We start from the raw sequence: 14406 nt of genomic DNA, 5'->3' as shown, positions 1-14406 counted from the left end.
CATAGTTTTGAGTGGACTTACAATTACACAATTCAACAATTACACTTTTACACATTTTATATGTTTTCAACTATTTTCAAACAAGAATTAAAATATTGGTTTAACAGACCTGCATTTTATATTTACATAAGTATTTTCTTACTACTAGCATTCTTTTTATCGGCAGCGTCGGCTGGTTTTTTCGATTCTGTAACAGCCACAACAGGTTCTTCTAGAATTGTAAATTCGCCCATAGGAGTTTCTGGTTTATTTAATGCATTAACTATTTTTATTTTCTTCTTATTTCCTTCTATTGTTGGGGTTTCTGTGTACAGAGATTTTAAAAGTGAAATGCATACAATTCTGTATTCCTATCCTTTTACCAAAGCAAATTATTTGTTTGCAAAGTTTTTTAGCGCAATAGTAATTGTATCTATTATTGTGTTTTCAATTGCTTTGGGTATGATGATTGGTTTTCGTTTTCCGGGTACAAACTCAGAAATTGTTGGGCCATTTAATGTAACTACCTATTTGCAAACCTATTTTGTGTTTATTTTACCAAATGTATTGTTGTTTGGCGCTATTGTTTTTGCTGTGGTTGCATTTACAAGAAATATTGCTGCAGGGTTTATTACGGTTATTATTTTAATGTTTGGTCAGGGAGTTTTAGAAAGTTTACTTTCTGAGCCAGAATACAGAACATTAGCAGCTATTTTAGATCCTTTTGGATCTGCAGCTATAGAATATTATACAAAATATTGGACACCTTCTGAACAAAATGAATTGGCAATACCTTTAAAAGAAATGATTGTATACAACCGTTTATTGTGGTTGGCAATTGCAACCTTAATTTTTGGATTGGTTTATAAATTCTTTACATTTAGTCAGAATGCCATTTCTATTTCCTTTAGAAAAACAAAAGGTGAAAGAGTAACAAAAACTAATTTTAGCGGAATCACAAAAATTAGTTTACCTCAAGTAAATTACAATTATTCTTTTTCTCAAAATTTAAAAACAACTTGGAAATTATCAAACATCGATTTTAAATATATTTTTAAAAGTTGGGCATTTATCGCTATTGTTTTAGTTGGTTTGGTGTTAATTGTGGTTACCTTATCTGAAGTTGGTAATATTTTTGGAACACCTACATTACCAGTAACTTGGAAAATGATTAACCTTAGTGGTGTTTTCTTTGCTTCTATAAATATTTGTACATTTTTATATGCAGGAATGTTGGTTCATAGAGCAAAAATTGCCAAAATAAATCATTTGGTAGATGCAACTCCAATTCCTAATTGGACACTTTTATTCTCAAAACTAATTGCACTTATAAAAATGCAATTGGTTTTATTAGCTGTAATTGTTGTTTCAGGAATGGTTTTTCAAATGTATAAAGGATATTATAATTTTGAAATAGGACATTACTTTTTCGAATTGTATTTTTTAAGTTTTATCAGTCTTCTTATTTGGGCTTTGTTGTCAATTTTTGTTCAAACATTAATTGGTAATCCGTATTTAGGACTGTTTGTGTTGTTGGTAATTTCTATTGGAATGCCTTTTTTATCCTTAGCAGGAATAGAACAATCTATCTTTAAATACAACCAAGGACCAGGATTTAATTATTCTGATATGAATGGTTATGGAGCTACTTTATTACCGTATTTGTCTTACAAAATTTATTGGATTTTATGCGGATTACTACTCTTAGTGGTTTCTTTTTTATTCTGGGTACGTGGAATCCCGAATTCATTTTCAGAGAGAATTATAATTGCAAAAACTCGTTTTAAAGGTTTTGCTGCAGTAAGTTTTGGTGTTTTATTCATAGCTTTTTTTGGCTTAGGGTATTCAATTTATCAAGAAACAGGAACCAAAACGAAAAGAACATCTTCTAAAGAAGCAGAATTGCAAAGAGTTTCTTGGGAAAAAACGTATAAAAAATATGAAAAATACGCCCAACCAAGAATTGTATCTGTAAAAACCAATGTTAATATTTTTCCGAAAGAAAGATTGTTTGATGCTTCTGCCACTTTTATCATGGTAAATAAGACAAACAAAGCTATTGATACTTTGTTTTTAAACCATAATTCTTTAGAAAGTACGTTTGAATTTAATAGAGAAAATACCTTGGTTTTAGAAGATACCATTCAGCATTTTGATATGTATCAATTTAAAAATAAAATTTTACCGGGAGATACTTTACAACTTGCTCTTACTGTAAAAAGTAAACAAAATACTAGTTATAGAAATAATTCTAGCGTAAAAGAAAACGGAACATTTATCAATAATTTTTCAATATTTCCTTCTTTAGGATACTCTTCTCAAGGAGAATTAACAGACAACAAAACACGTAAAAAATACAATTTACCAGAAAATGATTTACGTCCAAATCCAACAGATTCTACCGCTTTAGGAGATACGTATATTTCTAAAGATTCTGATTGGATAGATTTTGAAGCAACCGTTTCTACATCAAAAGATCAAATTGCCATTGCACCCGGATATTTGCAAAAAGAATGGACAGAAAATAACAGAAAATACTTCCATTATAAAATGGATAGTAAAATATTGAATTTCTATGCTTTTAATTCTGCAAGATATACCGTGAAAAAAGAAATGTGGAAAGGCATTTCTTTAGAAATTTATTATCACAAACCACATAATTTTAATTTAGATAGAATGTTAAAAGGGATGAAAGCTTCTTTAGATTATAATGCTAAAAACTTTAGTCCTTATCAACATAAACAATTAAGAATTGTAGAGTTTCCAAGAACAGACGGTAGCTTTGCACAATCTTTTCCGAATACCATTCCGTTTTCAGAAGGCGTTGGTTTTATTGCAGATGTAGACGATAAAAATGAAGATGGTGTAGATTATCCGTTTGCCATTACGGTGCATGAAGTTGCGCATCAATGGTGGGCACATCAGGTAATTGGAGCTGATGTTTTAGGAGCAACTATGTTGTCTGAAAGTTTGTCTGAATACGTGGCTTTAAAAGTCTTAGAACATCAACAAGGAAAAGAGAAAATGCGTACCTTTTTAAAGAAGGCTCTAGATGATTATTTAATGCAAAGAACCATGGAAAGAAAACGTGAAAATGCATTGATGTATAATGACGGACAAGGGTATATTCGGTATCAAAAAGGCTCATTAGTGTTTTATGCTTTGAGTGATTATATTGGAGAAGAAAACTTAAATGGCGCTTTAAAAAAGTATGTAGAAAAAGTCAAATTTCAAGAATCGCCGTATACAACTTCTGTAGAAATGGTGAATTATATTAAAGAAGCCACTCCAGATTCTTTGCAATATGTAATTAAAGATATGTTTGAAACCATTACTTTATATAGAAACAGAATTTTAGACGCAAAATATACCGAGTTAGAGAACGGTAAATACGAAGTAGAAATAGAGTTTGAAGTTTCTAAATATAGAAACGATGAAAAAGGAAAACGTTATTACGGAGAAAAAGTAGGAGATACTTTGACCTATAAAACTCCTGAAATGAAAAAGCCAATTTTATCGGTTCCGTTAGCAGATTATATAGATATTGGTGTTTTTGCAGAAGAAGAAATTGATGGAGAAAAGAACGAAAAAGAATTGTATTTACAAAAATATAAGATTACAGAAATCAATAATAAAATTACCATAATTGTTGATAAAAAACCTGTTGAAGTAGGTGTAGATCCGTACAATAAATTAATAGACACACAGTCTGAAGACAACAGAAGGAAATTGTAGAAATCTATACAATTAGTACAGCTTTATTAAAGGCGTTAAACTTGTAAAATGAGAAATAAAACAAAAATACTTACAGCCTCAAGCTTATTTTTAAGTATTGTTGTCTTGCATATTTTAGGACTTTTATTTGATGATACCTTGGCGTTTTTTACAAAACCATTTATCATGATTTCTTTAGTGGTTGTGTATTTAACTTCTGTAAAGAAAGCTAATTTTTGGCTAGTTTCTGCCTTGTTTTTCTCTTTTTGGGGCGATGTATTTTTACTTTTTAAAGAAGAATTTTTCTTGTTTGGCTTAGTTTCTTTTTTAATAGCTCATATCTTATACATTAAAATTTTATTGGGCTGTTTAGAAAAAACAAGTCTCATTAAAGTAGTTTTAGCAGCAATGCCTTTTGTACTTTTTTTTACAAGCATTGTTTTTTTTATCATTGATGGTTTAGGAGAAATGCTACTACCAATCCTAATTTACGGATTGGTTATTTGCACTTTTGGTACACTTACTTTGTTAAAATATCGTCAAGCAAAAAACACAGAAAACCTATGGATGTTTTTAGGTGCCATTTTATTTGTTTTTTCTGATAGTTTAATAGCCATCAATAGGTTTTATGAACCAAAAGAAATGTACGGAATTTCTATTATGCTTACCTATATTGTTGCGCAATATTTAATTTGTAAAGCAATGATTGTTAAAAGTTTTTACCAAGAATAGGAATGTCTTTTTTATGAGAGAAAAGAATTATGCTACCCGATATCAAAGAAATTATAGCACCCGTAAAAAGCGCACCAGAATCATAGTTATGCACAATGCCTAATATTGTTAAATGAGACATAATTGCGCCGCCCATTAAACCAACGGTTAGCAATGCGCCTAGCCAAGTTTTATTCGGAATAAATAATAAAATTGAAGTTATGAGCTCTAAAATTCCTGTACCAATTCTTAAGTAAGCTTCGTTTTTTCCTACTAATTTAGTAAATAAATCGATGCTTTCTTGTGCGCCAGTAAACTTAAAAAAGAGTGTTTGTATTAAAATAAAGGCAATAATAATTTTTAACACTAGGATATAGTACTTTTTCATATTCGTTATTTTTTTTGTTTTTAGACGTTCACTTTATTTTTAACTTACATCAGAAATAATACAATAACTTTGCGAAAAACTTTTTGATGAAAAATTATTGTTTTTATTTTCTAATTGCTTGTCTTTTTTTTTCGTGTAAAAATGAAAAGAGAACAACTTTACACTTTTTAGATGAATATGTTTTGGCAGATTCCATTTCCTTTAAAAATACTATTATTGGCGGACTTTCTGGAGTAGATTATGTAAACGGAACCTATTATTTTGCGGTAGATGATCTTAAAAATCCTCGTTTTTTAACTGCGGAAATAAACATCAATAATAATAAAATTGAACATATAGATTTTAAGAATGTTTTTTTATTAAAAGATGCTACAAAATCTTTTTACACAGAAAATGCTTTTGATTTAGAATCTATTTTTGTTGATGAAGAAACTAAAGAGGTTTATTTTGTAAGTGAAGGTGCTATCAATAAAGGTAAAAATCCGTTGGTGTTTTCTATGGATGTTTTAAATAATGACCTTTATAATTTTGAAATTCCTTCTTATTTTAAAGCAAATTCCATCTCAAAACCAAAAGAGAATGGAACTTTTGAAGGTTCATCTAAAAGTATAAATTCTAAAGGTTTTTGGGTGGCAATGGAAGCGCCTTTAAAAATAGACGGAGAAGAACCTACTTTTACTAAAAAATCATCGCCAGTAAGAATTACGTATTTTGATAAAACTACAAAAAAAGCCACAAAACAATTTGCGTATCAACTAGAGCATATTACAAAACCGGCAAAGGGAAACATCAACCTAAACGGCGTTACCGCAATTTTAGAATACAAAGAAAATCATTTTTTTATTGTAGAGAGAACGTATCAAAGTAACTATGGTTCTAAGGGAAATATTGTTAGAATTTTTGAAGCCTTTGCAGATACCAACACCACCAATACTTTAGACGTAAAATCGTTAAAAGAAACTCCATTTGTTCCGCTTAAAAAAAGGTTGTTGCTTAATTTTGAAGCTATAAAAGGCCATCTCACGGAAGAAATTGTAGATAATATAGAGGGCATTACTTTTGGACCAAAACTGCCAAATGGAAATCAATCTTTGCTGCTGGTTTCTGATGATAATTTTCAAATGTACGGACCACAACTAAATCAATTTATAATCCTAGAAATTGCTCAGAAATAATCAGTATTTTTACATTGTAAAAGTGATCTCAATCTATAATGTTACAAAATTTAAAATATTCTCTCTTAAAAAAAAGGTTCGATAAATTGTTACTTCAACAAGAAGAAAACAGGGTAATTTCTCAAAAAAAAATTAAAACTGTTGGTGTAATCACAACAGTAGAAATTTTTTCACAAGTAAACATTCAAAAAGTACTAGAAACTACGCTTAAGGTTGCGAATGTAAAAGTGTTTTGTTTTGGAGAATTTAATACAATGAATGAAACTACTATGAATCATTTTTCTAAAAAAGACATTAATTGGAAAGGTGAAATTAAGCAGGAAAATTTGAAACACTTTTTACAACATCCTTATGATTTGTTAATTGGTTATTTTAATACAAATAATTTATATTTAGAAACAGCCATTTTGCAGTCTAAAGCTACGTTTAAAGTAGGATTTTCTGATGTTAACATGGCATTATATGAGTTAGAAATAGCAGAACGTATAGAAAATCTACCTCAATTTTCTCAAGAAGTGAAAAAATATCTTCAGATCCTTAAAAAGTTGAAAAATTAAACTTTTTGTGTAAAATTGTGTTTTCTTTTTAAGAAATCAATTTTTCTCTTTTAAATAAGTTTGAATAGTGTAATTTTACACCATCTAAAAACAACAGATAAAATGCAGAAATTTATTGGAACGGGAGTTGCGTTAATAACACCTTTTAAAGAAGATTTAAGTGTAGATTTTGATGCACTAATTAAATTGGTGAACTACAATATAGAAAACGGAACAGATTATTTAGTAATTAATGGTACAACTGCGGAAAGCGCTACAATTACCAAAGAAGAAAAGCTAGAAATAATTAACGTTATTATAAAAACAAATAACAAGCGTTTGCCTTTGGTTTTAGGTGTGGGTGGTAATAATACTGCGTTGGTTGTTGAAGAATTAAAAACCAGAGATTTTACAGGATTAGACGGAATTTTGTCTGTTGCACCTTATTATAGCAAACCTACTCAAGAAGGATTTTATCAGCATTTTAAAGCCATTGCAGAGGCTACTGATTTACCAATTATATTGTACAATGTACCCGGTAGAACCGCTAAAAATATGGAACCTGCAACAACTATTCGTTTAGCAAATGATTTTGAGAATGTAGTAGCTGTTAAAGAAGCAGGAAACAACCAACAACAATATTATACTTTATTAAGAGACAAACCAGCAGGGTTTTTAGTAATTTCTGGTGATGATGATTTGGCATTAGGTGTTACTTTAGCAGGTGGTTCTGGTGTAATTTCTGTAATAGGACAGGCTTTTCCAAAACAATTTTCTACCATGATAAACCATGGTTTACACGGAAATAATAATGAAGGGTATGTGATACATTATAGAATGATGGATGTTGTAGATTATATTTTTGAAGAAAATAATCCGGCAGGAATAAAATCAGTTTTACAAGAATTGGGTATTTGTGGCAATGCAGTTCGTTTACCTTTAGTGAATGCAAGTGCAGAACTTCAATCTAAAATTGCTAAATTTGTAAAAAATTTTTAAATCCAACGTATGTTATCAGCAAAAATTCAAGAAGCATTAAATAAACAAGTAGTTATAGAAGCAGAATCTTCTCAAGTATATTTAGCAATGGCTTCTTGGGCAGAAACACAAGGTTTTGAAGGAGTTTCTCAATTTATGTATGCTCATTCAGATGAAGAAAGAATGCACATGCTAAAATTAGTGAAATTTATAAATGAAAGAGGAGGACATGCAATAATTTCTCCATTATCCGCGCCGCCGGTTTCTTTTGGATCTTTTAAAGAAATGTTTCAAGAATTATTTAATCATGAAGTAGCCGTATCTGAATCTATAAATGATTTGGTAGATATTTCGTTGAAAGAAAAAGATTATGCAACACATAATTTCTTACAATGGTATGTTTCAGAACAAATAGAAGAAGAAGCCTTGGCAAGAAATATTTTAGATAAAATTAGTTTAATAGGCGATGATAAAAGTGGTTTTTATCTTTTTGATAATGATATTAAACAATTAATTACTCCTGTAGATCCGCAGCAATAATATTAACATACTTTTAGTAACAATCAATCAGTTTTTTTGCGTCTTTTGTAAATAATTACACAAGATCATTTAAGGTGTAAAAAAATGTTTAGATGTAAGAACGTTTTATGTATTGAAAAATAGTAAAATATTCTTTAAAATTGTTACCCCGAACATGTTTGTACTGAACTCGTTTTCAGAATTTCGGGAGCTAAAAAGTAAGAATTATTTTAGAAAAAATAAATTCTTTTATTATCCATTATTAATCACTAATTTTGCCCGATGCAAAAAATTAAAAATTTAGCGTATTTATTGGTATGTAGCCTATTGTTATTTTCGTGTGGAGAATATCAAAAAGTATTAAATAAAGGTGCTGTTGAAGACCAATACAAAATGGCAGTAAAAATGTACGAAACAAAAAAGTACAGTAAAGCCTTGCGTTTATTTGAAAAAATTACTCCTTCTTATAGAGGGAAACCTCAAATGGAACGTATTTCTTTTATGATTGCTCAATCTAATTTTAACGAAAAAAACTATAGTCTTTCTGGTTATTATTTTGATCGTTTTGCTAAGAATTATCCTAAAAGTTCTAAAAAAGAAGAAGCAGCTTATTTATCAGCCTATAGTTATAAATTAGCTTCACCTGTATTTAGTAAAGATCCAACAGACACAAATAAGGCGTTGGCTTCTTTTCAAGATTTTATAAATACCTATCCAGATTCGGATAAAATTGTTGAAGCAAATCAGCATTATAAAGAGTTACGTTACAAATTGCAAAAGAAATATTTTGAAATTGCAAAAACATATTATAGAACAGCGGGCTATGATTTAAGAAATTATAAAGCGGCTATTCAGGCTTTTGATAATTTATTGTCAGACTATTTAGGATCTGAATTTAAAGAAGAAGCTTTATATTATAGATTAAAAGCTGCTCATGATTTTGTTTTAAAAAGTTTTGACAGAAGAAAAGAAGAACGTATTAAAGATGCTATTGAAGCTTATGAAAAGCTAAAAAGAAACTTTCCAGAATCTCAATTTATGGAAGATTCAGATAAAATGTTGGCAACTTTAAAACAAGAGGAATTAAGAATACAAGAATTAATAGAAAAACAAAAAGAGCTATTAGCTTCAAAAAATAAATCATAATAAATTATGGACTATAAAGATACCACAGCAGCATTAAGTACAATTACTTATGACAAGAATGAAATTCAAGCTCCTACAGAAAATATCTATGAAGCAATTTCAATTATAGCTAAAAGAGCTACTCAAATCAATGAAGATTTAAAGAAAGAATTGGTTGATAAATTAGAAGAGTTTGCTACTTATAACGATAGTTTAGAAGAAGTTTTTGAAAATAAAGAACAAATTGAAGTTTCTAAATTTTATGAAAGATTGCCAAAACCAACAGCTATTGCTGTAGATGAATGGTTAAAAGGCAAAGTATATTTTAGAACTCCAGAAAAGGAATAATGTCTGTTTTAAGCGGTAAAAAAATTTTACTGGGCGTAACTGCCGGAATTGCTGCTTACAAAACGGCAAGTTTAGTTCGTTTATTTATAAAATTAGACGCAGAAGTCAAGGTTGTTATGACTCCTGCGTCTAAAGATTTTATAACACCTCTTACATTATCTACACTTTCTAAAAATCCGGTTCATTCTACTTTTTATGACAAAGAAGAGGAAAATGAAATGTGGAACAATCATGTAGATTTAGGTCTTTGGGCAGATTATATGCTAATTGCACCTGCAACAGCAAATACCATGTCTAAAATGGCAAATGGTACCTGTGATAATTTGTTGTTGGCAACCTATTTATCTTCCAAATGTCCGGTTTATTTTGCTCCAGCCATGGATTTAGATATGTACATCCATCCTTCAACCAAAGAAAGTTTAGAAAAATTACATAGTTTTGGTAATACCATTATACCTGCAACTTCTGGTGAATTGGCTAGTGGTTTAGTGGGCGAAGGCAGAATGGCAGAGCCACAAGATATTGTTTCTTTTATTGAAAATGATATTTTATCAAAATTACCCTTAAAAGGAAAAAAAGTACTCATTACAGCAGGCCCAACCTATGAAGCTATAGATCCTGTACGTTTTATTGGAAATCATTCTTCAGGTAAAATGGGATTTGCCATTGCAAAAGCTGCTGCAAATTTAGGAGCTCAAGTTTATTTAATTTCAGGACCAAGTAACCAACAAATTAATCATTCTTTTGTGCAGAGAATTAATGTGATTTCTGCGGAAGAAATGTACAACGCAGCACATACTTATTTTAATTCTGTAGACATTGCAATTCTTTCTGCAGCTGTGGCAGATTATAAACCAAAAAATGTTGTTCATCAGAAAATAAAAAAGACAGATGCAGCGTTACAAATAGAGTTAACACCTACTAAAGATATTTTAGCTTCTTTAGGAGAAATTAAGAAAAATCAATTTTTGGTTGGCTTTGCTTTAGAAACAAATAATGAGCTAGAAAATGCTAAAAATAAACTAAAACGTAAGAATTTAGATGCAATTGTATTAAATTCGTTACAAGATAAAGGGGCTGGTTTTGCAACGGACACAAATAAAATTACTATTATTGATAAAAATTTGAATGAAACGGAATTTGAATTAAAATCTAAAGTTGCTGTTGCTAAAGATATTATGAGGGAGATTGTTGAAAGAATGAATAAATAAGATTTATAAATAAAATGTTTTCTCGAGCATTACAAAATCAAAATATTTTTTGATTGGAAGTATTGAACGCAGTTCTCGAGAGGTTATAATTAGGTCTCGACTGCGCTCGACCTAACTAAATTTATCAAACAAAATTATGCGTAAAATTCTTCTACTTTTTATATTGCTTTGCACTATTTCTACATTAAAAGCGCAAGAATTAAATTGTTTAATAACAGTAAATTCAGAACAAATTAATGGTTCTAATAAACAAGTGTTTTCTACATTAGAGCAATCTTTAAATGAGTATGTAAACCAAACAAAATGGACAAATAGAATTGTAAAAACGGAAGAAAGGATAGATTGTGCAATGACCATAATTGTTACATCAAGAGATGCAAATACGTTTACGGCAACACTACAAGTACAATCTACAAGACCTGTTTTTGGTTCTAGCTACGCAACACCTGTTTTAAATTTAAAAGACAACGATTTTACTTTTAAATATAATGAGTTTGACCCTTTAATTTATAACAAAAATGCTTTTGATAGTAACTTAATTTCTACAGTGGTATTTTATGTGCATGTTATTTTAGGTTTAGATGGAGATACATTTAAAAAGTTTGGTGGAGAAGCGTCACTAAAAGAAGCGCAAAACGTTATGTTACAAGCTCAACAAAGTGGTTTAGGAGCTTGGCAAAATGTGGTTGGTAAACAGAATAGATATTTGTTAATAGATAATTTATTGTCTCCGAAATTACAAAAATTTAGAACTGTTTTGTATGATTACCACAGAGGAGCATTAGATAATTTTTCTACCAACTTAAATACAGCAAAGCAAAGTTTAGAAAATACAGTGCTTTCTTTAGAAGGTGTTTACAATCAAACGGTTAGTAATTATTTAATACGGTTATTTTTTGATGCAAAAGCAGATGAAATTGTAAATGTGTATTCAGACAATCCTAAAACTAGAAATGCTACAAGAATGAATCAAGTTTTAAGAAAAATTTCTCCGAACAATAATAGCAAATGGAAAAATATTGAGTAGAATTTAAATTTCTACATGTAATTTTTGCATAGTTTCTGAATTAAAATAGCTATTTTTATTCTTCAAAATTTAAACAATTTGCTAACACAACTTTCTATTAATAACTACGCGTTAATCAATAAGTTAACCATTGATTTTTCTTCAGGTTTATCTATTATTACAGGTGAAACTGGTGCAGGTAAGTCTATACTTTTAGGTGCATTAGGATTAGTTTTAGGAAACAGAGCAGATTTGTCTTCACTAAAAGACACTTCAAACAAATGTATTGTTGAAGCTAGAGTTGCCATTACAAACTATAATTTAGAAGATTTTTTTAAAGAAGTAGATTTAGATTATGAATCTGAAACTATTATTAGAAGAGAAATTTTACCTTCAGGAAAATCGAGAGCTTTTGTAAATGACACGCCCGTAACTTTAACGGTTTTAAACAAATTAAGAGTAAAATTGATTGATGTGCATTCTCAGCATCAAACAATGCAATTATCAGATACTAATTTTCAGTTTTCTATTTTAGATGCTTTAGCAAAAAATCAAGCAAGAATTGCTTCTTACAAACGTGGTTTTATTCAATTAAACCAATTAAAAAAAGAACTTGTTAAATTAGAGTCGCAACAGCGTGAAGCAAATCAGCAATATGATTATAACTTGCACTTGTTTAAGGAGATAGAAGAGGCAAGTATTAAAGTTGATGAGCAACTAATACTAGAAGAGAATCTAGAGAAACTAAATAATATAGAAGAGATTAAGGGCAATTTATCAGAAGCTTTAGAAATAACTGTAAATGAAGAAATAGGCATTCAGAATTTGCTAAACACCTTAGAAAATAGGTTGACCAAAATTGCATCATTTTCTAAAGAATATCAAGAACTTGCAGAAAGAATTACATCTGTAAAAATAGAAATTGATGATGTTGTTTCAGAGTTAGAAGATGCCAATGAGCATGTAGATTTTAACCCAAATGAAGCCGAAGAAATTAATGATAGACTGCAACTATTGTACAATCTACAAAAAAAACATGCAGTAAGTTCAAATGAAGAATTGCTGGCGGTTTTCGAAGATTTATCTAACAAAGTAGCTCAAGTAGAATCTGCAGACGAAGTAATCAATCAAAAACAACAAGAAATAGCTTCTGTTTCAGAAAAGCTAGATAAAGTAGCAGGTTTAATTTCAAATGCAAGAACAGCTGCTATTCCTAAGTTAACAAAAGAATTACAAGTTTTATTAACAGATTTAGGAATGCAAAACGCACGATTTTCTATCAAAATTAAAGCTACAAAAAACTATTTTACCAACGGAAAGGACGAGTTAGAATTCCTGTTTTCAGCAAATAAAGGAGGTAATTTTGGTGAACTTAAAAAAGTAGCTTCTGGTGGAGAATTGTCTAGAATTATGCTTTCGGTTAAAAAAGTATTATCAGAAAATACACAATTGCCAACTATTATTTTTGATGAAATAGATACCGGAGTTTCTGGTGAAGTTTCTAATAAAATTGCAGCCATAATGCAACAAATGAGTAACAATATGCAAGTAATTGCCATTACACATTTACCGCAAATTGCAGCAAAAGGAAGCAGTCATTATAAAGTATATAAAGAAGAAGTAAAAGGTGTTACCACTACCAATTTAAAACAATTATCTGCAGAAGAAAGGGTTAAAGAAATTGCAGAAATGTTAAGCGGTAAAGATATCTCAGAATCTGCTCTTACACACGCAAAAGAATTATTAAATTAGCTTAGGGTTACGAGTAAGAACCAACCACAACCCATCAACCATAAACACTTTACAACATGTATAACTTATTAAAAGGGAAAAAAGGAATCATTTTTGGAGCATTAAATGAGCATTCAATTGCTTGGAAAGTTGCAGAAAGAGCACATGAAGAAGGAGCAGAATTTGTATTAACAAATGCGCCAATTGCAATGAGAATGGGAGAGTTAGATGCTTTGGCAGCAAAAACGGGTTCGCAAATTATTCCTGCAGATGCAACTTCTATAGAAGATTTAGAAAACTTGGTAGAAAAATCTATGGAGATTTTGGGAGGAAAAATAGACTTTGTTTTACACTCTATTGGCATGTCTGTAAACGTACGTAAAGGCAAACATTATACAGATCCAAAATACGATTTTACCACAAAAGGTTGGGATGTTTCCGCTGTTTCTTTTCATAAAACAATGAATATTTTATACAACAAAAATGCCATGAATGAGTGGGGAAGCATTGTTGCACTAACATATATGGCGGCGCAAAGAGTCTTTCCAGATTACAATGATATGGCAGATAATAAAGCATATTTAGAGTCTATTGCGCGTAGTTTTGGCTACTTTTTTGGTAGAGATCATAAGGTGCGTGTAAACACAATTTCGCAATCGCCAACGCCAACAACTGCCGGAAATGGCGTAAAAGGTTTCGATGGTTTTATTGCGTACGCAGAAAAAATGAGTCCGTTAGGTAATGCAACAGCTTTAGAATGTGCAGATTATACCATTTCTATGTTTTCAGATTTAACTAAAAAAGTAACCTTGCAAAACCTATTTCATGATGGCGGATTCTCAAATATGGGAGTAAGTGACGCGGTTATGGAAAAGTTTGAGTAGTATAATTTGAAGCCATTTCCTGCTTTCGCTACTCGCTTTTTTTCGTTCCTCAAAAAGAGCTCAAACAAACCGCTCAATCAGGGCTAGACATGTTTGCCAAC

General features: G+C 30.2%; 13 protein-coding genes. 12 read left to right on the top strand and 1 reads right to left on the bottom strand.

The annotated features are described in order from the left end of the window. Positions 1–60: 60 nt before the first annotated feature. A complete protein-coding gene (locus tag ACSHW5_RS00285; protein ID WP_435674095.1) occupies positions 61–3714 on the top strand; it encodes an ABC transporter permease/M1 family aminopeptidase in 3654 nt (1217 codons plus the stop codon). A 48-nt stretch (positions 3715–3762) separates the two neighbouring features. Further along, positions 3763–4425, top strand: a complete 663-nt coding sequence (locus ACSHW5_RS00280; RefSeq protein WP_435674094.1) for a lysoplasmalogenase — start codon at positions 3763–3765, stop codon at positions 4423–4425. Here ACSHW5_RS00280 and ACSHW5_RS00275 read toward each other — a convergent pair. Next, positions 4403–4792, bottom strand: a complete 390-nt coding sequence (locus tag ACSHW5_RS00275) for a DoxX family protein (RefSeq protein WP_435674093.1) — start codon at positions 4790–4792, stop codon at positions 4403–4405. The genes ACSHW5_RS00280 and ACSHW5_RS00275 overlap by 23 nt on opposite strands. 86 nt (positions 4793–4878) lie before the next feature. Here ACSHW5_RS00275 and ACSHW5_RS00270 point away from each other — a divergent pair, with 86 nt between their 5' ends. The 10 genes from ACSHW5_RS00270 to ACSHW5_RS00225 all read left to right on the top strand — a co-directional run bounded on the left by ACSHW5_RS00270 (position 4879) and on the right by ACSHW5_RS00225 (position 14305). Then, entirely contained in the window at positions 4879–5967 is a 1089-nt protein-coding gene (locus ACSHW5_RS00270) for an esterase-like activity of phytase family protein (RefSeq protein WP_435674092.1), read from the top strand. 38 nt (positions 5968–6005) lie between these two features. Next, a complete protein-coding gene (locus ACSHW5_RS00265; RefSeq protein WP_435674091.1) occupies positions 6006–6524 on the top strand; it encodes a DUF6913 domain-containing protein in 519 nt (172 codons plus the stop codon). Positions 6525–6626: 102 nt separating this feature from the next. Then, positions 6627–7502, top strand: a complete 876-nt coding sequence (gene dapA / locus ACSHW5_RS00260; protein WP_435674090.1) for a 4-hydroxy-tetrahydrodipicolinate synthase — start codon at positions 6627–6629, stop codon at positions 7500–7502. Between the two features lie 9 nt (positions 7503–7511). Beyond that, positions 7512–8021 (top strand): ferritin, encoded by a 510-nt coding sequence (locus tag ACSHW5_RS00255; protein ID WP_435674089.1) that lies wholly within the window; start codon positions 7512–7514, stop codon positions 8019–8021. 261 nt (positions 8022–8282) lie between these two features. Continuing rightward, complete coding sequence (locus tag ACSHW5_RS00250) at positions 8283–9146, top strand: outer membrane protein assembly factor BamD (RefSeq protein ID WP_435674088.1); 864 nt, start codon at positions 8283–8285, stop codon at positions 9144–9146. Positions 9147–9152: 6 nt separating this feature from the next. Beyond that, a complete protein-coding gene (locus ACSHW5_RS00245; protein WP_435674087.1) occupies positions 9153–9473 on the top strand; it encodes a DNA-directed RNA polymerase subunit omega in 321 nt (106 codons plus the stop codon). Further along, the gene (gene coaBC, locus ACSHW5_RS00240) at positions 9473–10684 is read left to right on the top strand and encodes a bifunctional phosphopantothenoylcysteine decarboxylase/phosphopantothenate--cysteine ligase CoaBC (protein WP_435674086.1); all 1212 of its coding nucleotides are present in this window, start codon (positions 9473–9475) and stop codon (positions 10682–10684) included. The genes ACSHW5_RS00245 and coaBC overlap by 1 nt, the downstream gene beginning before the upstream one ends. 136 nt (positions 10685–10820) lie before the next feature. After that, a complete protein-coding gene (locus ACSHW5_RS00235) occupies positions 10821–11711 on the top strand; it encodes a DUF4835 family protein (RefSeq protein WP_435674085.1) in 891 nt (296 codons plus the stop codon). Positions 11712–11789: 78 nt separating this feature from the next. Further along, positions 11790–13442: a DNA repair protein RecN gene (gene recN, locus ACSHW5_RS00230; RefSeq protein ID WP_435674084.1), complete on the top strand. Its 1653-nt coding sequence runs from the start codon at positions 11790–11792 to the stop codon at positions 13440–13442. 56 nt (positions 13443–13498) lie between these two features. After that, entirely contained in the window at positions 13499–14305 is an 807-nt protein-coding gene (locus ACSHW5_RS00225; protein ID WP_435674083.1) for an enoyl-ACP reductase FabI, read from the top strand. The last annotated feature ends 101 nt before the right edge of the window (positions 14306–14406 follow it).

Origin of the sequence: Polaribacter sp. (assembly GCF_051251875.1) — a bacterium.
Taxonomy (GTDB): domain Bacteria; phylum Bacteroidota; class Bacteroidia; order Flavobacteriales; family Flavobacteriaceae; genus Polaribacter.
This window is presented reverse-complemented; position numbering and strand designations above follow the sequence as displayed.